This is a genomic window from Flectobacillus roseus, assembly GCF_030056595.1.
Taxonomy (GTDB): domain Bacteria; phylum Bacteroidota; class Bacteroidia; order Cytophagales; family Spirosomataceae; genus Flectobacillus; species Flectobacillus roseus.
Genome location: NZ_JASHIF010000027.1, coordinates 72,024 through 94,144 on the forward strand (window position 1 = coordinate 72,024; position 22,121 = coordinate 94,144).

The 22,121-nt window shown below is 34.7% G+C and carries 26 protein-coding genes and 1 pseudogene; all 27 read right to left on the bottom strand.

Translation table 11 applies throughout. The annotated features are described in order from the left end of the window. Nucleotides 1–28: 28 nt before the first annotated feature. Nucleotides 29–547 (bottom strand): 3'-5' exonuclease family protein, encoded by a 519-nt coding sequence (locus QM524_RS23975; RefSeq protein WP_283346571.1) that lies wholly within the window; start codon nt 545–547, stop codon nt 29–31. Nucleotides 548–705: 158 nt separating this feature from the next. Continuing rightward, nucleotides 706–1,416 (bottom strand): hypothetical protein, encoded by a 711-nt coding sequence (locus tag QM524_RS23980; protein WP_283346572.1) that lies wholly within the window; start codon nt 1,414–1,416, stop codon nt 706–708. A gap of 111 nt (nt 1,417–1,527) precedes the next feature. Continuing rightward, nucleotides 1,528–2,472, bottom strand: coding sequence for a hypothetical protein (locus tag QM524_RS23985; RefSeq protein ID WP_283346573.1), 945 nt, complete (start codon nt 2,470–2,472; stop codon nt 1,528–1,530). Nucleotides 2,473–2,797: 325 nt separating this feature from the next. Continuing rightward, on the bottom strand, nt 2,798–3,349 hold the full coding sequence (locus QM524_RS23990; RefSeq protein WP_283346574.1) for a hypothetical protein: 552 nt from the start codon (nt 3,347–3,349) through the stop codon (nt 2,798–2,800). Beyond that, nucleotides 3,328–3,909, bottom strand: coding sequence for a hypothetical protein (locus tag QM524_RS23995; RefSeq protein ID WP_283346575.1), 582 nt, complete (start codon nt 3,907–3,909; stop codon nt 3,328–3,330). The genes QM524_RS23990 and QM524_RS23995 overlap by 22 nt, the downstream gene beginning before the upstream one ends. A gap of 243 nt (nt 3,910–4,152) precedes the next feature. Further along, on the bottom strand, nt 4,153–4,857 hold the full coding sequence (locus tag QM524_RS24000) for an FG-GAP repeat protein (protein WP_283346576.1): 705 nt from the start codon (nt 4,855–4,857) through the stop codon (nt 4,153–4,155). Nucleotides 4,858–5,005: 148 nt separating this feature from the next. Next, nucleotides 5,006–5,395, bottom strand: a complete 390-nt coding sequence (locus QM524_RS24005) for a hypothetical protein (protein WP_283346577.1) — start codon at nt 5,393–5,395, stop codon at nt 5,006–5,008. 432 nt (nt 5,396–5,827) lie between these two features. Then, a complete protein-coding gene (locus QM524_RS24010) occupies nt 5,828–6,883 on the bottom strand; it encodes a ligand-binding sensor domain-containing protein (protein ID WP_283346578.1) in 1,056 nt (351 codons plus the stop codon). A gap of 238 nt (nt 6,884–7,121) precedes the next feature. After that, complete coding sequence (locus QM524_RS24015; RefSeq protein ID WP_283346579.1) at nt 7,122–7,778, bottom strand: EF-Tu C-terminal domain-related protein; 657 nt, start codon at nt 7,776–7,778, stop codon at nt 7,122–7,124. A gap of 132 nt (nt 7,779–7,910) precedes the next feature. Then, on the bottom strand, nt 7,911–8,759 hold the full coding sequence (locus QM524_RS24020; RefSeq protein WP_283346580.1) for a hypothetical protein: 849 nt from the start codon (nt 8,757–8,759) through the stop codon (nt 7,911–7,913). A gap of 181 nt (nt 8,760–8,940) precedes the next feature. Further along, nucleotides 8,941–9,612: a carboxypeptidase-like regulatory domain-containing protein gene (locus QM524_RS24025; RefSeq protein WP_283346581.1), complete on the bottom strand. Its 672-nt coding sequence runs from the start codon at nt 9,610–9,612 to the stop codon at nt 8,941–8,943. 192 nt (nt 9,613–9,804) lie between these two features. Next, entirely contained in the window at nt 9,805–10,335 is a 531-nt protein-coding gene (locus QM524_RS24030; protein ID WP_283346582.1) for a hypothetical protein, read from the bottom strand. 280 nt (nt 10,336–10,615) lie between these two features. Continuing rightward, entirely contained in the window at nt 10,616–11,011 is a 396-nt protein-coding gene (locus QM524_RS24035) for a hypothetical protein (protein WP_283346583.1), read from the bottom strand. Between the two features lie 118 nt (nt 11,012–11,129). After that, nucleotides 11,130–11,639, bottom strand: coding sequence for a hypothetical protein (locus tag QM524_RS24040; RefSeq protein WP_283346584.1), 510 nt, complete (start codon nt 11,637–11,639; stop codon nt 11,130–11,132). 193 nt (nt 11,640–11,832) lie between these two features. Continuing rightward, nucleotides 11,833–12,375 carry a DUF4240 domain-containing protein gene (locus QM524_RS24045; protein ID WP_283346585.1) on the bottom strand — a complete coding sequence of 181 codons (543 nt, stop codon included), beginning with the start codon at nt 12,373–12,375 and terminating at the stop codon, nt 11,833–11,835. 288 nt (nt 12,376–12,663) lie between these two features. Continuing rightward, complete coding sequence (locus QM524_RS24050) at nt 12,664–13,791, bottom strand: serine hydrolase domain-containing protein (protein WP_283346586.1); 1,128 nt, start codon at nt 13,789–13,791, stop codon at nt 12,664–12,666. 174 nt (nt 13,792–13,965) lie between these two features. Continuing rightward, nucleotides 13,966–14,799 carry a hypothetical protein gene (locus QM524_RS24055; RefSeq protein ID WP_283346587.1) on the bottom strand — a complete coding sequence of 278 codons (834 nt, stop codon included), beginning with the start codon at nt 14,797–14,799 and terminating at the stop codon, nt 13,966–13,968. A 262-nt stretch (nt 14,800–15,061) separates the two neighbouring features. Next, complete coding sequence (locus QM524_RS24060) at nt 15,062–15,517, bottom strand: hypothetical protein (RefSeq protein WP_283346588.1); 456 nt, start codon at nt 15,515–15,517, stop codon at nt 15,062–15,064. 159 nt (nt 15,518–15,676) lie between these two features. Continuing rightward, nucleotides 15,677–16,360, bottom strand: a complete 684-nt coding sequence (locus QM524_RS24065) for a hypothetical protein (RefSeq protein WP_283346589.1) — start codon at nt 16,358–16,360, stop codon at nt 15,677–15,679. A 151-nt stretch (nt 16,361–16,511) separates the two neighbouring features. Further along, nucleotides 16,512–17,126 (bottom strand): DUF4304 domain-containing protein, encoded by a 615-nt coding sequence (locus tag QM524_RS24070; protein WP_283346590.1) that lies wholly within the window; start codon nt 17,124–17,126, stop codon nt 16,512–16,514. A gap of 562 nt (nt 17,127–17,688) precedes the next feature. Continuing rightward, nucleotides 17,689–18,258 carry a Crp/Fnr family transcriptional regulator gene (locus QM524_RS24075; protein ID WP_283346591.1) on the bottom strand — a complete coding sequence of 190 codons (570 nt, stop codon included), beginning with the start codon at nt 18,256–18,258 and terminating at the stop codon, nt 17,689–17,691. Nucleotides 18,259–18,262: 4 nt separating this feature from the next. Further along, complete coding sequence (locus QM524_RS24080; protein WP_283346592.1) at nt 18,263–19,075, bottom strand: oxidoreductase; 813 nt, start codon at nt 19,073–19,075, stop codon at nt 18,263–18,265. Between the two features lie 185 nt (nt 19,076–19,260). Further along, on the bottom strand, nt 19,261–19,677 hold the full coding sequence (locus QM524_RS24085; protein WP_283346593.1) for a hypothetical protein: 417 nt from the start codon (nt 19,675–19,677) through the stop codon (nt 19,261–19,263). Between the two features lie 190 nt (nt 19,678–19,867). Then, entirely contained in the window at nt 19,868–20,629 is a 762-nt protein-coding gene (locus QM524_RS24090) for a hypothetical protein (protein ID WP_283346594.1), read from the bottom strand. Between the two features lie 245 nt (nt 20,630–20,874). Then, nucleotides 20,875–21,321 (bottom strand): hypothetical protein, encoded by a 447-nt coding sequence (locus QM524_RS24095; protein WP_283346595.1) that lies wholly within the window; start codon nt 21,319–21,321, stop codon nt 20,875–20,877. A 381-nt stretch (nt 21,322–21,702) separates the two neighbouring features. Then, nucleotides 21,703–21,831: pseudogene (locus QM524_RS24100) on the bottom strand (hypothetical protein); the annotation flags it as partial. Nucleotides 21,832–21,903: 72 nt separating this feature from the next. Beyond that, on the bottom strand, nt 21,904–22,101 hold the full coding sequence (locus QM524_RS24105; RefSeq protein WP_283346596.1) for a YdeI/OmpD-associated family protein: 198 nt from the start codon (nt 22,099–22,101) through the stop codon (nt 21,904–21,906). Nucleotides 22,102–22,121: the final 20 nt, after the last annotated feature.

Genomic DNA, 22,121 nt, shown 5'->3' on the forward strand with positions numbered 1-22,121 from the left:
GTCTTTTTGTTTCGTTGTGTGTTCAAGTTTAAAATTTAATTTTAAGACCAAACTCTTTTTTCATTGTAAGTAAGGCTTCTGCATTACCTTTTGCATCGTCAACTGGATTATGAGTATGTTTAGTTTTACGTAAATGTTTGAACGTTTTAAAAGTGTCCTTTTCGATTCCTTTGTAAAGACTCCCTAAGTTTTGTGAGCTAAATCCAAAAGGATTTGTCCCTATAAAGTGATGAAAATACCAACAAATAAACATCCAGTCAAAGCCATTGTTGTCACTTATAAAAATGGGTCTGTCTTTACATACTTCCTTAATCCAATTGGCAAAGTTTAACATTACAATATTGGGTTCTTCAAATGTCAAGGTTTCTTCCCTTGAATGTCCCGAAACAGCAAGTGCTTCTGGAATAAACCTATCAGAGATTGGTTTGAGTTTTCCATAAAATGTTTTGTCGAGTTGTTCGTTCACTAAAACTGCTCCAAAAGATATCATAGAAAAGTCGCCTGGAATAGGTCCGTCACTTTCTATGTCCACCATTATATATGCCATAGGTTGTGTATTTGTTTAGGGGTTGGTAATATTGTCATAAGGTTTTTAGATTGGGTAAGTTGTTGATTTATAGGTGATTGTTTTGATTTAAGGCTAAGGGTTATGGTTAATCCAAACTCCTATTTTAGCACCGAACCAGCCATTTTGCCCAAAGACTATTAGCTGCTGTATTTTTCGTTTGGATGTTGAAGTTGATAAATTTCGTCTGTTTCTAATTTGTTTCTTAAGACATTCGAAATCCTGTATGTTCCATCATTCAATATTTCTATTTCCTTGGAGTCAATAGCCGATAATATCTCTGATGCAAAGTTTTTAAGTTGCTTGTGATAAAACCCAAAATCGTTTGAAAACTTTTCGTATTCAGTTTTCCAATTTTCGCCATAGAAAGTTTTCAAATATCCTTCGTCTGTCCAATAGAGATAGTTAAGTCCTAAATTTCCTAAAAATTTGTACGCATATCTTCTTTTCCTATTCCCTTGGTAAACCCCACAATATAAATGATAAATGCGGTTAAGATTAAGGTCTATTTTATCTGGTTGAGTAAGGAAGGCGTTTAAAGCTCTTTGTAGTTTCCAAGTTTCAAATTGTCCTTCTTCAATAATGCTAGTCTTTATGAATTCAGGCAATTTTACTTTGTTGTATTTGTCCTTAAAATTAAACTCAATCAAATCTAAATATGCTTCGCTATCAAGTTGTTGCTCTAAATCTGGTTGAGAATAAATAAAATTCTCCAAGTCCTCAACAGATATGTCTCCATTAAGAAATTTGTAAAATTCTATTTTATTGTTGCTAGACAAGATTGACATAATATGGTAGCTACTGTTTGGAGCTTGGGGAGTTTGAGTTCTGCCAGCAAGTAAGTTTATCATAGCAATATTGCTGATATTTTATTGATAAGTCAAGCTCGACCAGAAGCATAATAAAGAACAAACGTTGAGGAAATATTCGTTATGCTTACCTCATTTTGACAGAGGTTTTTGTTAGTCTTTTGAAGTTTTTGTCCCACAAGATGAACAAAATGGCAAGTGAGCAAAATTTTTATTCTCACACTTTTTACAATTACTAAACAATTCAAGACCGCAATATCTGCAAAAGTCTGTTGTAACATATTGTAGCTCGATTTCTTGACCTTTTATTGGCAATGCCCATTTCTTGATAATAAAATCTTTGCCACAAGAAGGACAATAATGGTTTTCAAGAGCTTTTTCAGCTACTTCCATTTGTACTTTCTTTGAACGTTCTTCAGTTGACACTTGCAGTTCTGCTTGCTTATCCTCGATATATTTCCCGATAGTTTTTATTGCGTAATAACCAAGTCCACCTGATACTATAATTCCAACAGTATACCTTATATAGCCTCCATAGCTTGGTAAGTAAGGCACAAGTCCAAAAAAGAATGCATAAAAAGCAAAAAGCGTGAATCCAAAGTATAATGGCCAAAATTTATGTCGACGATAACGAATGAAAAAGAAAATACCTAATGCCAATATTGGGGCTACAATGAAAAGTCTGATTAAGAAAACTTTTAAATCATAATGCTTTACTGCACTATCGAACTTATTTTCTGCCTCTGTTTTTTCATCGTTTACCAGTTTCTGAAGGGCAATATTTTGTTTAGAAACCGTCTCAATTTCAGTTTGTTTTGCTTCTAATTTAACCTTCCAGGCATCCTTGATTTTATGAATTTCATCTAATCTCTTTGCTCTATCAATTACTTCTTGATCTTTGTCTGGCGAGCCCAACGTTTTTCTAGTCTGTACCCAATTGTCAAATGATTGCTTTTCGCTTGTATAGTTTTCTTCTGCTGTTTTTATGGTCTTTTCAATTAGTGACCTCTGAGCACTTAAATTTTCGATTTGTAAGTTCAAAGCATTTTGCTTCGTAGTAAGCTGTGAAAGTTTTGCTTTGTTTTCAAATGACTCCATGAGAGGTCTTGTTGAAGTGCTATCAATGTCATCAATAATTTTGTTGCAAAGTAGAACTAAAAACAAACAAAGTATGATTGAAATGGAATAGTAGATTAGCCTTGATGTTTTCTCTAGTTTTTTACTGTTAATATCCATTATTGTGTAGGTTTAAAATTGTTGCCAATGTTTCTGGGCTTTGTGAGGGTTGGCTTTACAAGCAGAATAGCCTAATTTATTACTAAAATTCATTAAAAGCACGAGACTTCCAAGCTTGCACTTCAGCCCGAGGGATGCAACACTCATGTTGCTGCCTGAGCTTTCTTCTATTGTTACGTTTACGGTCTTAGTGTTTGTCCAACTTAAAAACAGTCTGAATACCTTTACCTTTTAAGTTATCCTGAAATGAATCCATTGTCTTTTCTGTCAAATTTTCATCATACGCATCGAGTTCAAGTCCTACGCAAAAGTATTTTTTAGTATCATCTGCAGTCTGAATGGCGATATAGTTGCTACCAAATATACAAAAAGCGAAATGCCACTTCCACTTTGACTTGTCAATAGTTATTTGTCGAATGTCAGACAATGGATATGTCTTAACTTGTCGAAAAGGGAAATTAGGATTTATAACTATTAAAGCATCTTGTGTCAAAGCAAAGCTGTTGTTTAGAAAGGCACAAACGGTATATCCACCTAGGATATAAAGGATTAGCAAGGGAAAATATTTTGAAAAGGCTAATTGAAAAACAAGCCCATGAGCTATTGCTAGCACAACAACAAGAAAAAAAAGCCAAGCAACCATTGGACTATAGTAAATATCTGTATCTACCAAATTACGAACAAACAGCATTTTGTCAACCCGTTTGTCTTTGAGTCCTATTTTATCTTTTGTATCCAATTCTGTTCAAGTATTTCTTTTCTGATGGTGTCGTCGTCTAGGAAAGTAGTATGCTTAATTTGGTAGGTCAAACCATTGCTATTTTTCTTTTTGTTAAATTGTCCTTTTTCATCAACTGAAAAGAGTTCATAAATGTATTCAACTTTGGAATCATTTGCAGACTCTCTGTATGTTTTGGAAACATAGCTTAGTTCATTATCAAAATGATAAAGAGCCATTTCCCTGTCTATCCTGAACTGACCAAAGAAGTTTTTCGTTTTGCTTTTAAGATCATAAATTAAAAAATAGTCCAGACTACAACCTGAACCTACGCAAGGATTATATGACATTCTTATTCCTATAAGTTCTCTACGGTTATATGTGAAAAGTTTGATTTCATCCCAATTATTAGCAAAATCTACAGAGTCTTTGTGCCCCCAAACTGTATTTAAAGTAAGCTTATCTTTTAGTGTAAAAAGGTCGTCGTCAATTTTAATTTTTGTCTCTTCAGTGGTGTCAAGCCATTCTATTTTATGCTTCCCAAGGTTAATTAGAGTTTGTTTACTTTCTGTATTATTCACAATTATTAAGGGCTTAATTTCATAGTCGCAAAAGTAGGTATCGAGTTGATCATTTATTGATGTGTTAGACGTTTCGTTGGAGATTTGTTGAATACTTTTTTCTGTCTTGTTGTGACAAGAAGTAGTGAGAAAGACAGTCATTAAAATTAAAAACCTAATCATGAATTTTCTGTTGAATGTCGCATTCTAATGGTAGTATTACTCCCTTTCGCTCCACTTAATAGATGCCGATGCTTTGCACCGCTATTCTTTTTGCTCTCCAATTATTTTGTGACGTATCGCCCTCCATTTATATGAATTTCTGTCAAGATGATAAGTATGTTCTCCAACAGAATAAGCATTTGCGACAACCAAAGTAGTAAGCCTTTTTTTAGTTTTGTCAATTTTGTCTGGAAAATAAGTGACAGAATCTGTTAGATATTGGTCCTTGATAAATTTTTTATCTTTTGTCTGTGTGTAATAACTATAAAATGGTCCTCCAGTACCACCGCTGTCATTTATGACTGCAATGTCGTCTTTTCCATCAAAATTTATATCCACTACCACTAAATCCCCAAAATAGTTGTCAACTATTTTTCTGTCTGAATTAAAATTAGTTGTAAATGAAGTCATACTGTCACAACTCATAAACATGCCTGATACATAAAACGTAGAAACAATAGAAAAACTATCAACGGTTGATTTTTTAACTTTGTCTTTTATGAAAATCTTTAATAGGCAAGAATCCAGTTTTTCTTTTGTGTCAGTGTATCTTTTGAAATCTATCAAAATGTCAAATTGATAGGACAATTTGGTTTGTTCACAGTTATTTGTCTCAGTCAGAATGAACTTAGTGTTTTTCTCTATTCTTATATTAAATGTGTCATCAATAACTCTTTTATTATTTTGTTCTTGTTGAGTTGAACAACCCCCAAATAGCATTATTAATATGAATATTGTTTGTTTCATTACAGTGGAGCATAGTATTCGGAGCTTTATGCAGGTTGGAAGTCTTCACAATTTTGATAATAGGTTTTTAACATTTCGGTTATCCGTTACGGTTTAAAGCTTGCATTTCATTTTGTATGTATATTGAATTGATAGACTTCAATTAAGGTTATATCTGTCTTTTATTTTTCAATATAATACCGATTAGAACAGCGAAAATAAATGTCAATAAAGCAAATAATCTCTCAAAACTTGTCTTTGCAATAGTATTTCCGATTGTATTGAGAACGAAGAGACCCCAAAAAGTCCAAAGCAGAATATTTATTACACGGTGTTGAAAGAAATCCTTTATGTATCCACCTTTTATAAGCAGTACAAATCCCAAAAACAGATTGACTAAAATTGAAATGGTTTCAAAAATATACATTTCTTGGTCAGACTCTAATCGTCCTCCCCATGTTATTTCATACGGTATTATTTTAATCAAGATACATAAATGAAATAGAACTACTGCTAAAAGTAGTCCCAACAAAATTTTTATGGCTATTCTAATTGTCATCTTTGAGAATTTCTAATTTTTGCAAGGTATTTTGGCTTGACCGCGAACAGCGGGTTTCCTAGCACAAATAACCAATTTATCACTCAGGTTTAATGGAGGCACAAAGCTCTAAGCCTGTATCTGGACATGCCTGATGTAGGACTTGTGTACCTGTTGCACAGCTCAAATATAGGAATAATCATAGGATCCATCTAGTGTAGAACCTTTAATTTTACCTTGTGAAAATGCGTTATTCTAAGGATACGCAAGGACGCAAAAACCTCCAGCCGCAACGGCGACCGCCCAAAATGTTGAACCAAGTCAGCTTGGATAGCTTAAAGTTTGAACATATTCACTGTTAACAAAAGAAAGAGGTCTGGAAGTTTATGCTGTAAGAGTATTTTAGGTAAAATTAGTTATGTAATAGCTACTGATGTTGGTAGCTGTTCTGCATTATGGTTTAAACTTTTCAAATGTCTTTCCAGTAAATTTATATGCACCATTTTCATGTGTGCCAAGCCACAAGTCGCCATTGTTGTCTTTGTAAATACTGAATAATTTAATATTTGTTGATTGTTCTTGAACAGGGTAATGTGTGATTTTTGAGCCATCATATTTCCAAACTCCATCACGATACGTTACAAACCACAAATTGTTCTCGTTGTCTCTTACCGTTGAAAGATATTCATTTAGACCTTTTGTATTTTTCCCATCTAAACTACCTATACTTTCGTGTCTTGTATAAAAGGTGTTGCTTTTCAAAGTGGTGCTGTCGTAAACACTGTAACGGTTTTCGGTATTGAACCAAAAGTCTCCATTTTTGTCTTCAGTCATGGAACGAACTCCATTTGCTCCTTGGTTGCGAAATTCTGTCACATCTTCCTCTGTAATCCAGTCGAATGATTTCCCATCGTAACGACATACTCCAACTGGATTGGTGCCAAACCAAATGTTACCTTTCCTGTCTTTATAAATACTATAGACTTCAAATGGATTGTGAAGTTTGGGTGGCTTGGGAAGCGTCAGTTCGTACAAGGTATTTCCATCAAAACGATAAACTTTTTGTTTGTCTTGATAAGCATTTTTTAGCCACAAATCATTCGCTTCAAGTTTCCATTCATTACTCGGAGTCGCTTTAATATTGGTAAATGATTTTCCGTCAAACCTTGTTATTGTAGCATTTGGATTCATACCTGAGAAATATAGGTTGCCCGATTCATCTTCTTTTATATCATCAACTCTATCAGTATACAAACCGTGTTTTGTTGTGTAATTTATCAAGGTTTTACCATCATATTTGTACACGCCCGTTTTCCAACTACCAAACCAATAATTATTTTTCTTGTCTTGGTAAATTACCATTATACTACTTCCAAGTTCTTTTACATTATCCCCCTTTATATTGATTTCTTTAAAAGGAATAGATTGGTTCTGCGAACTAATAGTCTGCCCATTACACGAAGCCAATATGGATAGAATACTAAAAAATAAAAGTGTAGATAATTTCATTTCTATCTGTTTTTGATTTTAGGATGTCTGTTATAGAATAGCCAATAATGTCTTGAGGTTTGGTGCATGCAGGATTTTAGTACTTCAATATCGTAGAAGCCCCCTGTGCTTATGCCCAATAGCGGCAGTCTGTGAAAAAACTTAAAATCTAAGCCTTTAGATTTGAATAGTTGAAAATTCCTCAAATAGGCGTTCGAGTATAGAAATGAATCAAATTAGTTTTTTCACAGCCTGGCGGTTACCTGCTAGCTTTTTTGAGTTTGTTATTAATGACTTGTTTAATGAATCCTGTTCCAATAATTGTTGCACCTTCTCTTAACTCAAATTGCATTTTTTCTGTCAGTCGATTTGCGAAATGGTCAACTGAGAGGATTTTTATTTCAGCATCAACAGTGTCACCTGGAAAAACAAGTTCTCTGTCAATAAAGGTTTGTTGCCCTGAGGTATGCATCTCGTCAAAGTCAAATTTCACTTGTGGGCTATATCCATTTTTTGCTGCTGTTTTTCTTCCGCCTTGTTCGGTTGTTTTGTATGTCAATGTTGCAATAAAATCTGCCTTTGAATTATCAAGCTCAAATTTGTTGTTGTGAAAATATTCCCAAGCATAGCTTTCGATTTCTCCGCCTGTTAATTCATTACCGTTTTCATCTTCAATTTTATAGGTTTCTTGTCGTTCTCCAATTTTTGCGCCACCATCAAGTCCTAACAAAGTTGTATAGAAAGCGTCTCTTAGAGTTCCGTTTAATATTTGTCTAAGTCTTTCGGTTTTTTCTTCGTCGAGCTGTAATTCACCAATTAGCTTGGAAACGTCAGTCTCATTGTCAGCACTTAAATATAAGTCGACAAGATTTTTACGCTCTAAATAAAAATTCTTTACAAATTCTTCTGGTGTCATATACTCTGCTGTGTTGTTTGTTGAGCTTGTCACTAGGTTGATATAGAGGTGTTTATGTTTATTTTGATGTTAAATACCCACTTTACCTAGCACTGAGTGAAACGACTGTTGCCTGTAGTTGTTCTTTGCTCGTCAGTTGTCCAGTCGATATTTTTCTATATAATTTTCTTTTGCCTTAAAATGTCCAGTTTGCTTACTGTAAAGAAACACAAATTCTACTAGAATTTTCTTGAAGGGATTGTCAACTGAATAAGTTACAGTCTTTCCATTGATAGTTTCATTGTCAAACCAGTCGCCATTTTTGGTTTGTCCTTGAATAAGAACTATTTTACCTACGAAAGCAATGTCATTGAGTCCGTCATTATTGTAGTCTTTAATTTTCAACGATAATTCGTTCGGCTCGTAGATTCTATTGTCTTGGTGTGCATCATAAGTCCTAATGGCATTGTCAAGATATCCTTCATAAACATTTTCTAATGTGTCGGCCGACATTTTATAAATCTCGTGTCCACCATTGCCTTTTGCAGTTCCAACAACTATCAGTAAAAATGGATTTTTGCCTTTAAAAATCTCAACGAATTCAAATCTATGTCCAGAAAAGATTTTTACGAGTTTACCGTCTGTCGTGAGTAAAATTTGATATTTCCAAGGAAAGGCTGCCCCAGAACCGTCACCGTAGTCATACTCAATAAAAATGTAGTCATTGTCAGAACCGTAAATTTTTACCTTCTGGTAGGTCGTGATTTTTTTAATTACTTTTTGGAAAGAACTTTCATCAACTTCAAGTCCGAAAGTTTGTTGCAGGTCTGTAATAAATTTAGTTGTGTCCTTAATGGTCGGAAAGTCGGCAACTTGCCTAAAAATGGTCACGGTGTTTTCTTGATTTTCTGCCACAGATAATTTTTCGTCTTTCGGTGTCTGTTTATTAGCACAACCTACAGTCGTAAAAGTCAAAATTATCAATGAGAGCAGTGTCTTCATAAAATTACTGGTAATCGATAAGGCTTTGTGCAGATAAGAGAATAGCATTCCGTCTGCCGATAACCTCTGCTGATTGAAAAGATATAACTAAAGTTGAGATTTATTCGTCGAGCTAGAACTGAAGCTTGGGTTTGCTATTAGTAGATAATGATGGCATCTCCAACTTTCATCACCCTCAATATTAGTGGCTGTTTTTCTTTTTTCTTTGCCACCATTTCCCTTTTTGTTTTATAACCACAACTTCTCCTAAAAGTGCCGCCGAGCTTGGTAATATTAGAAGTTCTTTGTCGATCGGTAAGTCTTTTTTATGTACTGTAAACTCATTCGTTGTATATCCTACAAAGAGAACTTGAAATACCATTTTCTCTGACAAAAGTTCTTCGCTGATAGTTAATTTGAAAAAGCCATTTATGTCAGTCTTTGTGCCAAATGACTCCCCTTTTAGTTGAATAATTGCACCCACAAGCGGTTCTTTGGTGTCAATATCAATTATTTTTCCGCTAACGAGATTTTTTAAAGTGTCTGTTGGTAATGTGTCGTTGGCAACAGACACTTTATGGTTGTTCTGTTGCAACTCGGTCTTAAAACTATCTATGTCTTTTGAACCTGAATTTTTGGCTTCAATATTATTGGTTGTCGAGATAAAAATAAGTTCCGTTAGAAGTTTGTAAATTCCTGTCCCAATACTTTGTTTTTCTTTTATTTCAATAATTCGATTTAATTGTTTTTCGTTAAAACGTCCACAGACTTTACCATTTGACTTTTCAATTAATCCTAGTAATTGCAGAATCTGACAGACTTGTGAAATTAATGAGGTTTTTGGAACAAACAGAACAATACTTTCCTTGTTCAATAGTCGTCATTGAAGTCCAATTTTCTTTACAAGGATTGTCAATTTTGAGGATGTAGTTTATCTGCTTCATAGAGTTGCCGATAATGTTACGGGGCTTTGCGTTCGAGCGGGATGACTAAGCACCTCCGTTGATAAATATACAAAAGTTTATTAAAGTTTTTTACATTTTGCCTGCCTGACGCACCACCCTTACTAGCGGTATTGGGCTTTTCTGTATTCAATGTTTAAAGTTAATCCATTTACTATCGTCCATAAGAAAACCGATGTTCCCAAAAGGAGTCCGTTGTGTCCACTTATGTCATATTGAAAGAACACTAACCCACTTCCTATTGATGTCAGTAAGATTTGTATGAGTGAAATATTCTTTTTTAATAAGTATTTTGTCACAATTAAGAATAATAAAGACCCTAAAAATCCAGCTAATACGCTCATATTTTTTACATGTACCTCTCCACTAAACAACCACACACTTCCGTAATAAATTGTATCAGAAATAGCTAAATGTGTAACTTTTTGAACGTCTGAGTATAATTTTTTTTCTGTCTTGTAGTAACATGTTGTCAAAGGAAATGTCAGTCCTTGCAAAAACAACATTAAAATCATAAATAAGACTTTTGTGTTGTCTCCAAAGTCAAGTGACCAGCCAAAAATAAGGTAAAATAGCCCTGTTAAGAGGGAGTTTACTATAGGTTTATTATCCTTACAATGTTCTGTTGTTTTCATATTATAGTTTTAATATTGGTGGTGTTGCTGTTACTTCCAACGTTTTTCAGCTATTCAAAGGTGGAGGGTTTTGGTGTACAAAACTGTTAACAAGCACTGAACTTGAATAGAAGTAAAAAGTTTGATCTAATAACAGAAACGCTACTTTGGAGAAGGTGCTGTTATGCCTAGGCTTTTTCTTTATTCGTCTGTCAGCACCAATATTTATTAATTGCTCAAATGTTTCTATTCGCATTGTCCGTCCACCAATGCAAAACCCAGATTAGTGGCTGTATTTTTTTTAGTCGTTGTCAAAATAAGGTATATTGTCAAGTTGCTCCTTTGCAATGAAAATGTCTCTATTAACCACGAAAAGTCTATAAACCCTGTCGCCAGATTTACTAAAGTCAGGAATGTCGTTTTGTATTGTCTTAACGTTCATTTTTTCAAGCGTCTGTTTGTAGTCACTGAGTATTTGGGTCGCGCGGGTAAAAGCAATTAGGTGCCAATACTCAATGGTAGAAACAACGTCCGAGTAGAATTTAATTGCAGCATCCTTGTCGTTTGTCGAGAAGATAGGATTTGATTTTTGTCCGCGCTCAATATAATACACAGTCCAAATTTGATTATCAAAACCTAAGCAATGGCATCGAATCAATAAGCAGAACAATAATATCAAACTAAATGCCTGTTTCATTTTCTTTTTTATGGCTGCCAACGACTGAAGCTATCGTAAGTGCGGAATTAGATTTTTGCTCAATCACGCCAACCCCACACTTGCTGTAGCGATTGTTATGCTGTGTAATTCCTTTTCTTTAGTCTTCAGAAATAAGTAACCTTGTTTTTTTATTAAATCTATCTACACCCATTTCTTGAAACTGATTCCCCAAACACGAACTGCCTAAACTTATGTATTTCAATTTCTTTATCTGATTTTCTTGTTTTAGTTTTCTGGTCTTTTCTGTACTGTTTAATCCATTTTTGACGATAATCATGGGCTCGTGCATTTGATAAAAATATTCGGAAAAGTCTTCAAGTCTTGAGTAAATTATTTCTTGCTGAATATTGTCTAAAAATTTTACTTCAAGTATAGCCAGACAAGAAGAGATGTTGTCAAGTTTGATTGTAAGTGATTCAATTTCTAGAATTTCTTTGTTCTTTGGTAAAAAATAGAGATCTCGGTTTATAGGTTCTAGTGTTGCGTTTTGAATTGAGTCAGAAAAAACTGGCTTTGGAAGCTCAGAATAAGCTGTCTGCGAGTAAACTTCTAAATCTAGAAGTATAAGTATTAAAGTGAAAATGAGGCTTTTTATAAAATGTAGCATAATGAACAGGGCTTGTGGCAAGGTGGGAATTTGTAACTCAAAACCTCAAGTCTCATCTGGTGTAAATTATTGATAATGAAATACTTACTACTGCTAAAGGTTTTCTGTCAGCCGAAACAAAGGTACAAAATAATTACTAAGGTTGAGGTTTATTTCGTCCGCCGCCCATGTTGACGGGAGTCGTTTTTGTCCGTCAGTTGAATTTTGCCCATAGTTTTGGGTACAACTTGGGTAATTGTTCGGTCGTCCAATCTGTACCTTTTGTCGGTGGTGCCCCAAAGTCATAATCAAGTCCTTTTTTGAATGCATAATTTCTTGGAAAACTGTAATCGTTGTCATCATCTTCACTTTTACCTGTTTTTTGTGCAAATGCTTCTGTTGCAACGTACATTAATTGCTCGAAATCAGTTGAGGTTTGATTACCGACTAAGTCTGCGAGATAATCTGGATTTTTCAAAGTTTCAGTAAATGTTTTTTCTCCTTGTCCGATTAGCCAACAACGAAAGTATAAATATGAGTCATCCGAAACGGAACCTTCTATTATTTTTTCGGCAGCCATTACTTTGAAGTCGTCTGCCTCAATAACAAGTTGTCGGAATACAATTTCAAATTGAACAATGTCGTCCTCCGAATAGGATAGAAGTTTTTCAAGAATGATACTCTCTTGTAGCGACGTGTCATTTTTCGCTTTATCAACCGAAAAGTTTATTATTTTCCAAAATTCTTGTCTATCCATTCGATTTCCTTTTTTAAATTTTGCTTCTGAATTTCTGGTATTTGAAGTTAAATTTCTTGTGTTGTCAGTGGTTTGTCCACACGCAAATAGTGTCCAAACGAGTAAATATAATATTTTGAAGTATCGCATTTGGATGTTTTTACAATTACCGCAAACGAACAGGGCTTGTGATTAAGAGGAACCTCTTAGGACCCATGTTGAGCCACTGCACGCTGTAGATATACGTTTTACTATTCAATAACTTTCGTCCGCCTACTTATCACAAACTATGTTATGAGCAGTTTGGTTTTACTTCCCCTTTGAATAGAATGGTTCTAGTTTATCAAATAAATCACCTGCTCTATTGCAATTTGTCATAAAAACAAATCCTTTCTTTTTGTCTTTATACATCATAAAGTATGCTGTAAAATCGCCATTGTTTCCGCTGTGCATATATCTTGTCCCATAGTATGTTTTTTTCATGTTGATACCAAGACCCCAAAAATCTGCATCGTCCCAATCAGGTACTTTTGATTGTTGTTTAAACATCTCAGCTAAAGATTTTTTAGAAAGCCCTTGTCCATTAATTAGTCCTATCATAAAGTTGGCATAGTCAATGGCATTCGTTCTAAGGGTGCCAGCAGCTCCAAACTCTTCAAACTTCTTTAATTCATTTTTTACGTTTATACCGTCGCTGTCTTTTTGTTTATAGCCTGTGGCTCTATGCTTACTTATGTAGTTGTTCCACCAATAATAGGCATGTTTCATTTTAAGTGGCTTGCATACTTCCTCATAAAAGACAGCGTCAAGTTCCTTTTGAGTTTTATGGAGCAAATGAGCTACTACATTAACTAGGTATTGGTAGGCTTCTCCTGAATATGAAAATTGGGTGCCAGGTGTAAATTTTAAATAGAGGTCTCCTTTTTTTATGTGAAGACTGGAATCAGCTAAGTCCCACTCTCTCCAGTTTGGTAAGCCTGTTGTATGTGAAAGAACCATTCTTGCCGTTATCAATTTATATCTTTCATCATAAGCAATATCTTTGTTTGGCAGATATTTATATAAGGGTGTGTCTAATGTTAAAATGCCTTTGTCAACTAATTTTAGAACAAAGTAAGCAAAGGTTGTTTTGCTCATTGATGCGGCTTCAAAAATAGTATTGGAGTCTACTTTTGTTTTATTTTCAATGTCAGCAAAACCTAGTTCATTATGATAAATTATTTTACCATTGTCAATAAATGCAATGGAAAGTCCAGGCAATTTCAATGAGTCCATTTGTGCTAATAGAAAACTGTTCATGGAAGATTTTGAAATGTTCTTCCCACTTATAGATTTTATTTGTCCATAAGCGTTTACCAATAAAAGTGTCAGAGCAAAACAGACTGCTTTATAGAAAATTCGATTTATCATACTTTGGATTGTTATTTTCAATTGCATATAAGGAACAGGGCTTGTGGCAGTTTGAGGAATTGAAATCCTAAACGTTAGTCGATGTAAATTTCTGATAATAAAATACTTACTAATGCTAAAGGTTTTCTGTCAGCCGAAACAAATGTACAAAATAATTACTAAGGTTGAGGTTTTCTGTCCGCCCTACTTGCAAAAAAAAGATTAGCGGTTTGTTGTTTTTTTCTTACTACGACCACGGTACAGAATTAGCAGTTTGTTTAGATTTCTTTGGTCTGTTTCATAGTCGTCAATTGGCAAATATTCTATTCCGTTTGGGTGGTAAAAAGTTAAATAATATTTAGTATCTTTTCCATGACCGCGACTAATCACTTCCTCCTTTTTAATTTCACTCCACTTGTAAAAATCTGTTGAAATAGTTTTCATTCCCATTTCATTTAAAATAATTTGGGGTTCAGTATTTGTGGCTTCTTTATATTCTTTAACACTGGAATATGCACCTATAATTGAAATAATTGAACCAAAAATATAGCTGTCCATTTCAACAATTAAGAAAATCCCCAACCCTAAACAACCTAACATTCCTGCCATTTCAATAAAGTTTCCGAGTTTTGAGTAATAAATAATTGTTTCGTTTGGAATGGTTAAATCGTCTTGAAATAGATCATCTTTTTTAAACTTGTGCTGTAATGATGCCCATTTTTCTTTGTCAGCCTTTCTGCGTATTTCTGTCTTTTCAAAAATACTGTTATCTGCCCAAATCAACTTTTCTTGTACAGCTCTTTTTTTAAGTTCGTGAACATTTCTAACATTATCAAAAGCCCAGAGTCTCCATCTTGTAATCATTATGCTCCACCAAAGCCAAGCAAGTCCGAATGAAAGTATAAATCCAACTGGAATGCCCCATTCAGGAATGAAATTTTGAGAACCTAAATAAAGTGTAAGCCCACTAATACCAATCATGATAACAAAAACAGGATAGTTTACCATTCTGTGTCCTTTTGCTATTGCTTCGTCAACTGTTACTAATTCATTCATGACTTGGGTCTCTTTTTAGGTATTTTAGCAATGACTGCTAACATTTTGCAGCTACTCGAAGGTGGAGAGGTCATAGCACCAAACTGTCAACCAGTACTGAACTTGAATAGAAGTAAAAAGTTTGATCTAATCACAGAATCGCTACTTTGGAGAAGGTGCTGTTATGCCTAGGCTTTCTCTTTATTCGTGTGTCAGCACCAATATTTATTAATTGCTCAAATGTTTCTTTTCGCATTGTCCGCCCACTAACTCAAAACCCAGATTAGTAGCTGTATTTTTTTAAGTCGTTGTCAAAATAAGGTATATTGTCAAGTTGCTCCTTTGCAACGAAAATGTCTCTATTAACCACGAAAAGTCTATAAACCCTGTCGCCAGATTTACTAAAGTCAGGAATGTCGTTTTGTATTGTCTTAACGTTCATTTTTTCAAGCGTCTGTTGGTAGTCACTGAGTATTTGGGTCGAGCGGGTAAAAGCAATTAGGTGCCAATGCTCAATGGTAGAAACAACGTCCGAGTAGAATTTAATTGCAGCATCCTTGTCGTTTGTCGAGAAGATAGGATTTGATTTTTGTCCGCGCTCAATATAATACACAGTCCAAATTTGATTATCAAAACCTAAGCAATGAACATCGTCTAGTCTGGGCCCACCAATTCCGTCAATATAAAAGTTATTATAGCCGTCATTTATGAATTTATTATATAGTTCTTTCAATTCCATTATTTCGTCTTAATATTACCGCAAACGAACAGGGCTTGCGATCAAGTGGAACCTCTTAGCACTTAAGTTGAGCCACTGCATGCGGTAGATAATTTTTTTACTATTCAACTACTTTCGTCCGTCCTGCTTGCCACAAATCCATGTTGGAGGCTGTATTCCCTATGGATTCCAATGGTGTAATTTGTACTTTGTTGTGTCAAATTTAAAAACTGTCCTTTCGAATTTTTTGTCCATATTAAGCCAAGCAAACAAGGAGTCTTTTTGAGTTACTTTGCTTGAGTCATCCAAATCGTAGTCTATGTCTCTGTATCGAATAACTATGTCTAGTTTTGTGTCATTATTCAAATCTTTTAACCATGCGTCTTGTACAAAATGCCAACCCTCATCACCAAAGGAATCAGCTAAATCATACATGCCAACTACTTTTTTTAGAGAATTGTCCCAAATCAATAAGTCAATAGCAGATTCTGTATCATACTGACTTGGTTTTCTTAGAATTAAACCTGTTTTTGTGTCAGACAGTTTAACTCTAAAACAGCCATAAATATGCAAGGTTGTGTCAACTAATAAAAACTTAAATTTGTCATCAAAGGTCAATAGTTTATAAAAACTTTGATTAATGACTTTTCCTTTAAATTTATCTCCGTTTTTAGAGTCATCAGGCGTATAAATGTGTAAGTTTTCGGGTTCAATTTCTTCAAATAAATCTAAGAATTGTTCATAGTAGTCTGCTTCCTTTTTTTGAGTAATCAATGCTGGCGAAGGCTTGTCTTCAGTTGAATTATGTTTTGTACAAGCTAGAAGAAAACCCAATATTATAAGTAATGTAAGTACCTGTTTCATTTTTAGTATAGTCACCAACGTTCAGGGCTTTGCGACGGGCGAGTTCCCTAGTACAAATGCCCAATTATTACCAAAGTTTATTACAAACACAAAGGTTCAAGTTTGCACGTCACTCCCGCCTGATGTAAAACCTGTGTTAGTTATGGTTTTTCTATTTATCAAGCTCATATTTTTGTCCATATTTTTTTACTGTCATTAAGAAATGTGGATTTGTCTTTTTGTTTAGAAGTCCTTCATATTCTCGTTTAGCTTTGTCGAATAGTTTTAGCTCGCCATAAATTATTATTTTACCTAAAGGTGTCATTATCATATCTGCTTTATCTAACTCTTGAAGCATTTTTTCTGTGCTATTTAGTCGGTCGAAATATGGCAAAATGAATTTTGTTAAATTTGTTTTCATTTCGTCAATCAGTTGTTGCTCGTCTGTTCGCTCTTTAATGTCATACCAAGTGTCGTGTCGATTTCGCAGGGTTCCAATTCTTTTTCTAATCAAACATTCTGGTTCAGTCGGATAGTTTGGAAGTCCTTTGTCGCTGTAATTGTAAAAGGCTAGCCAATATTCAGGGACAAAAATTCCTGTGTTTATAGTAAAACTGATACTGTCCTTGCTTCCAAACGCACTTTTCTGGATATTAATGATTTGTCCGATAGTGTCAAGTTTTAAATAAAAGTTATTCGCCTTTTTCTTAAAGCCTAATGGTTTTAAGATTTCGTGAAATCCTTGTTTTATTATTTTGTCAAATTTTATCTCTGATATTGACTTCATTTCATTTTTTGGTGAGTCGTTCTAAATTCACAGCTAACGAACAAGACTTTGCGTTCGGGCGGGATTTCACAGCATAAAGCTTCGAATAATTACTAAAGTTTCTTAGCAGCAAAAAGCTATACGTTTGCTCGTTAGCCTTCCTTACGCAAAACCCGTATGCCTGTTGCACAACTCAAATATAAAGAAATCACCATAGACTTCCACCTTGCTGAGAACCTTTAATTTCACCTTGGAAAATTGTCCAAAAATATGTATTTTAAATATATGCAAGGACGCAAAAATTTCCAATGTAAAATGTATTACCAAGTCAGCTTAGATAGCTTAGTAAGTGTCGATAATTTCTATCGAAAACTCGAAAAAGCTTTGGTATGACAAACAAAAAATAAACCTCTCTTAAATCGCTTTAAAAGAGGTCTGGATATGTATTAGGTAGGAGGGTTTTTAGGGAAAATGAGTTGTGCAACAGTTACCGCTGTTAGTGGCTGTGGCTTTCAGTCGTTAGCTGTCAGTCGTGTTTGGTAGTGTGCCTTGTCTGCTGAAAAATAAAAAAGGTGAAGGAAAATTAACGGATTTTTTTCCTAATTCTGCTCAACGAAGATTGGGTAACCCCCAAGTAGGATGCTAAATAGGAAAGCGGAATACGATTTACAAGTTGTGGGTATTTCTCCAGAAACTCCAAGTAGCGAGTAGAGGCATCCTCCGAAACCAAGGGACTTCTTCTTTCTATCTTTTGTATTAATGATTTTTTGACGATTTTGTTTACAATACTTTCCCAACTAACAATGGTATTGGCGATTTCTTCCCAATTTTGTTTGGTAAACACAATTAGTTTGCAGTCCGTAACCGCTTGCACATATCCTGAAGAGGGAATTTTGTTGTCAAAACTGTCTAAGTCCACAACAAAATTGTTTTCGTCTATAAAATACTTGGTAATTTCTTCGCCTTTGTTGTTATAATAGCAAACCCGAAGAATGCCGTCTAAAACGAACCCAACTTGTTTTGCAATTTTGCCTGCTTCTGAAAAATAATCTTCTTTGCGAAGTACTAACTCCGTTGACTTGTTTGTAATGAAGTCAATTTGCTGTTTGTTTAAATTTCCGAATTGCAATAAATAATTGATCAATGCTTCCATCGTTTTATTTCATTTGGCTCATTATCAGTTTGTCAAATAGTTTATCGGAGAGAATTTTTCTGAAAAATAACATCATTTTTGCTCCCGAAGCACCAACATACCTTGTTTTCGGATGATTTGATTCAATGCCTTGTTTGATCAATTTAGCAATGACAATTGGGTCGGAAGCATCTTTTTCTACTGCCGCATACATATTGATCACGCCTTTTGCCAAAGAACTGTAGGCCGTATTGCCCGAAACTCTTGACATGTATTCAGTTCCAAGCCCTGTCATTTCTGATTTTGTACCGCCCGGTTCAATGACTATTACGTCAATTCCGAACGACTTTACTTCTTTGCGAAGTGCATCACTCAATCCTTCAACAGCAAATTTGCTTGCGTGATACCATACGCCCATTGGCAAGGTTACTTTACCGCCAACCGACGAAATGTTTACGATTTTTCCGTAATTGTTTTTTCGCATAGTGGGCAGTACCAATTGGATTAAACGTGCGACACCAAAAACGTTTACTTCCAACTGATATTTTGCGTCGGACATTGGCATATCTTCCAACGCACCGTAATATCCCGAACCTGCATTGTTGATTAAAACGTCAATACTTCCTGCTTCTTTCAAAATTTGTTCAACACAAGCAACAATGCTTTCTTCTTTAGTAACGTCTAAAGAAATTGGTTTTATGCCGTGTATTTTTAAGTCTTGCATTTTCTCTGTTCTGCGTGCTGCACCGTAAACGTTGTAACCGTTTTGTGCCAAATGAATTGCTGTTGCTTTTCCAATTCCTGCCGAAGCACCTGTTATTAAAACCGTCTTTGCCATTATTTTATTTTTTACATTATTGATGGTGCAAAATTGGCTCAATAGAAAATGGAATAATTTGTCATTTGGCAAAAAGTGAGTTTTGTGCGAGCTTGGTTCTATTGACTTTTAAAATTTTTCTATGTCAGTGGGTCAGGTATCTGCTGTAGGTTGGATCCGTCCTACCGCTGCTGCTTTATTCAATGTCAAGCCATAAAAACGGCTGGCTTTTTACTAGTCAAGTCGATATGGCTTTTTTTATACCAGTTCACATTTGTCTTAAAATTTATGGTGTCGCCGATGCTTTCGTATTCTTCAAAAAATATATTTTCTTCTGTCTGCGGCTTTTCATAATAATACCATTCCCACAAAACCTTGTCTGCTTTATCAATTTGAAAATATCCTTTTGTGTCCGTAATGTTTTCTGCATTCCAAACTGTCAGCCGTTCTTTGTTATCAAACGACAATGTCAACTTATTTAATTCCTTGTCGAAGGATACTGCGTCGAGCTTATGAAAATTATCCATCGGTCTGCCAAACCAATTACCCCAAATACAAAGCGAGCCGCCTTCAAAATATCGGCTTGAAGAATTATGTCTATTTAAAAACTCATGTGTGTTCATAGCAGGTGTGATAAAAAATGAAGCTCTTGTTCTGTATTTTGAAGGGAGAAGACTGATTCTGTAAAATTACAGGCAAAGGGCGGGTTTAGGAGCACTAAACTGTCTGCCAGCACTGAACTTGATACGAAGCTCAAAGCTTCATTTAAGCACTGAACCGACAGTTTCTTGTAGGTGGTGTTATTGTTTGTTTTTATTTCAGTTCATCCAGTGTTGACCATTTTATATTTCTTATTGCTTCAACTTTCATATCCGATTGTGTCGAGTGTCCTTTGAAAAATATTGCAGGGAATTGCTTTGTCGTGTCTGGAATTGTAATGTTACCATCTCTTTCTATGTCATTGTCAACCGAAGATTGAAGGTATATATTTTGCGAGTCATATTTTAAAATTAGGTCTGTAATGTCCCAAGGATAACCCCAATAATGTTTGCTGTTTTCTATAATTATTGGATTAAAATAAAATAGCAAATTGTCTTGTAAGGTTTTTAGGTCTTGGTCATAAAATGCGTAATCAATACCATCTTCATAACCAGTCGCGGTAAATATTTCTGGTTCAGGGTCTTTGTCAAGATTTACAAACCAAAAGAAATCAAAGTCCATTGAATACTTTTTCAATCGCTTAAACAGTCTTTTGTCTGAAGTAATCCAATCTTCTAAAAAGTCAGCTTTGTCAATGTTGGTTACAGGTTTGTATTGACAAATAAAGTCGAGCTTGCCGTCACCGTCAAAGTCAACTTTAAATACTCTTGTTACTTTTCCTTTGATTAAAGGTTGTATGTAACTTGGAACTTGTTTAAGAGTGTCCATTTTGAAAAAAGCCGTTGAAGTTAGTTCTAAACTGTCAACAGTGTTTGAGTTAAGAGTTGTCGAAAAACCATTTTCTTTAGGGTTATCACAGGAGAAGATTGTCAGCCCCATATAAACTAAAAATGTTATTAAAAATGTCTTTTTCATTGTTGCCATGTCGTGACCTAAATTAAACGCTAACAGATAGGGCTTGTGATCGGGTTGGAGTTTAAAAATCTTCTGCCCGAATGTTCACTGATAGAAATAGCTATTTTTCAATTACCTACTAATGTTCAAAAGATTTCAGTCAGCCGAAACACATGTACAGAATATTGCCCAAACTTGATGTTTATTCCGTTCACTCCACTTGACACAAGTCCATGTTGGGTGCTGTTTTTTGTAGGTTATATTGTTTAATATCCTAAATCCTCTCTTATTCTTTTCATGGTTCTATCCGTTCTGACTAATGTCATGTTACCAGCGGAAACATAAAACAGAATACTCCCACAAAATTTAGATAAGTGCCATAAAAATTCAAGTATTGCGTTCTCATCTCCACGTTCAAAAGAAATTGAATCTATTTTATCTATATTATCAATATAAATAGCAGTCATAATTTCACCATTCTTGGAAAGTGAATTAGTCCATCTTTGTCGTCCAAAATCTTTAATAATTTCCCCTTCACCATAATCATAAGAAGTCTGTGTAATGGCAAATTTTACTTGTTCCAATGTTGGTAGTCCAAATTTACATTCAGAAGCTAGGTCAATATCAACTCCTGAAAGAAAACTTATTGTGTTTGGGTCACTTTTATGGTCAAAAAAAACCTTCTCAGGGTATGCAAATTTCGATACTCCCATTTAATATTCTGTTAGATTGTATAGGTACTTGTTGGGTGTTTCAGTATTGTGTTCTATTATTCTATATGTCAAATGTCTCAGCTGCCAATCAGTTCCGTTGAGTTCATAGGTCTGATGTAAATTTCCTATTGCAGTATTTAATTTAACAAAGACCTTATTTATTTTGCACTCAAAAAACACTAGTCCAACAAAATCATAGGGAAATTTAAGAATGCTATCAACTGTACGTTGTTCTCCAAGTATAAGCTCATCTACATATCCGTCAGATGGATGCCAAGTGTCACCGAGCGATAAGTCTTCAATATAATCTACTTTATCAAATAAATTCAAAAGATCCTTCAATGATTTTGTGTATATAAATAGTCGCATTGTTAGTGTCGATTACATTGGAAATGTCGCCATAAAATAGTATCTAAAGTTTTCGGGCTTTTTGTTCGAGCGGGTTTCGGGTCGTTTGGCAAGAACGAGTGATGTCAGCATCATTTTTCTAGTCGATTTACTTAAACTTTGAAAGTAGTCTTTTGAACCTTAATGCTTTTTTAAGGCTTTTTCGAGGTTTTGGGGGATTATAAGTTCTTCAACTTAGTCTAAGATTGTCCAAGAACCGTTTTGTTTGGCTACTTCAATACTATTCAAGCCTACTTGTGTCATTAATCCTTTTTCGATAAGGTTATGAACTTTCTCTTTGTTGATTTTTGAGTTTGCTGAAAAATTGATGTGATTTTTCTTCGTCAATTTTGATTTTCTTGCTGTATATCCACCCAAAGCATAATGTTTCATCAATTGCTTCACTCCAAGAA

Coding starts and splice junctions, on each gene's coding strand:
- QM524_RS24035 (WP_283346583.1), bottom strand. CDS start 11,011: ATGAAACAGGCATTTAGTTTGATATTATTGTTCTGCTTATTGATTCGA.
- QM524_RS24040 (WP_283346584.1), bottom strand. CDS start 11,639: ATGCTACATTTTATAAAAAGCCTCATTTTCACTTTAATACTTATACTT.
- QM524_RS24015 (WP_283346579.1), bottom strand. CDS start 7,778: ATGACACCAGAAGAATTTGTAAAGAATTTTTATTTAGAGCGTAAAAAT.
- QM524_RS24045 (WP_283346585.1), bottom strand. CDS start 12,375: ATGGATAGACAAGAATTTTGGAAAATAATAAACTTTTCGGTTGATAAA.
- QM524_RS24060 (WP_283346588.1), bottom strand. CDS start 15,517: ATGGAATTGAAAGAACTATATAATAAATTCATAAATGACGGCTATAAT.
- QM524_RS24070 (WP_283346590.1), bottom strand. CDS start 17,126: ATGAAGTCAATATCAGAGATAAAATTTGACAAAATAATAAAACAAGGA.
- QM524_RS24020 (WP_283346580.1), bottom strand. CDS start 8,759: ATGAAGACACTGCTCTCATTGATAATTTTGACTTTTACGACTGTAGGT.
- QM524_RS23975 (WP_283346571.1), bottom strand. CDS start 547: ATGGCATATATAATGGTGGACATAGAAAGTGACGGACCTATTCCAGGC.
- QM524_RS24085 (WP_283346593.1), bottom strand. CDS start 19,677: ATGAACACACATGAGTTTTTAAATAGACATAATTCTTCAAGCCGATAT.
- QM524_RS24105 (WP_283346596.1), bottom strand. CDS start 22,101: ATGAAACATTATGCTTTGGGTGGATATACAGCAAGAAAATCAAAATTG.
- QM524_RS24095 (WP_283346595.1), bottom strand. CDS start 21,321: ATGGGAGTATCGAAATTTGCATACCCTGAGAAGGTTTTTTTTGACCAT.
- QM524_RS24005 (WP_283346577.1), bottom strand. CDS start 5,395: ATGACAATTAGAATAGCCATAAAAATTTTGTTGGGACTACTTTTAGCA.
- QM524_RS24075 (WP_283346591.1), bottom strand. CDS start 18,258: ATGGAAGCATTGATCAATTATTTATTGCAATTCGGAAATTTAAACAAA.
- QM524_RS24055 (WP_283346587.1), bottom strand. CDS start 14,799: ATGAATGAATTAGTAACAGTTGACGAAGCAATAGCAAAAGGACACAGA.
- QM524_RS24010 (WP_283346578.1), bottom strand. CDS start 6,883: ATGAAATTATCTACACTTTTATTTTTTAGTATTCTATCCATATTGGCT.
- QM524_RS24030 (WP_283346582.1), bottom strand. CDS start 10,335: ATGAAAACAACAGAACATTGTAAGGATAATAAACCTATAGTAAACTCC.
- QM524_RS24090 (WP_283346594.1), bottom strand. CDS start 20,629: ATGAAAAAGACATTTTTAATAACATTTTTAGTTTATATGGGGCTGACA.
- QM524_RS23980 (WP_283346572.1), bottom strand. CDS start 1,416: ATGATAAACTTACTTGCTGGCAGAACTCAAACTCCCCAAGCTCCAAAC.
- QM524_RS24065 (WP_283346589.1), bottom strand. CDS start 16,360: ATGAAACAGGTACTTACATTACTTATAATATTGGGTTTTCTTCTAGCT.
- QM524_RS24080 (WP_283346592.1), bottom strand. CDS start 19,075: ATGGCAAAGACGGTTTTAATAACAGGTGCTTCGGCAGGAATTGGAAAA.
- QM524_RS24050 (WP_283346586.1), bottom strand. CDS start 13,791: ATGCAATTGAAAATAACAATCCAAAGTATGATAAATCGAATTTTCTAT.
- QM524_RS24000 (WP_283346576.1), bottom strand. CDS start 4,857: ATGAAACAAACAATATTCATATTAATAATGCTATTTGGGGGTTGTTCA.
- QM524_RS23985 (WP_283346573.1), bottom strand. CDS start 2,472: ATGGAGTCATTTGAAAACAAAGCAAAACTTTCACAGCTTACTACGAAG.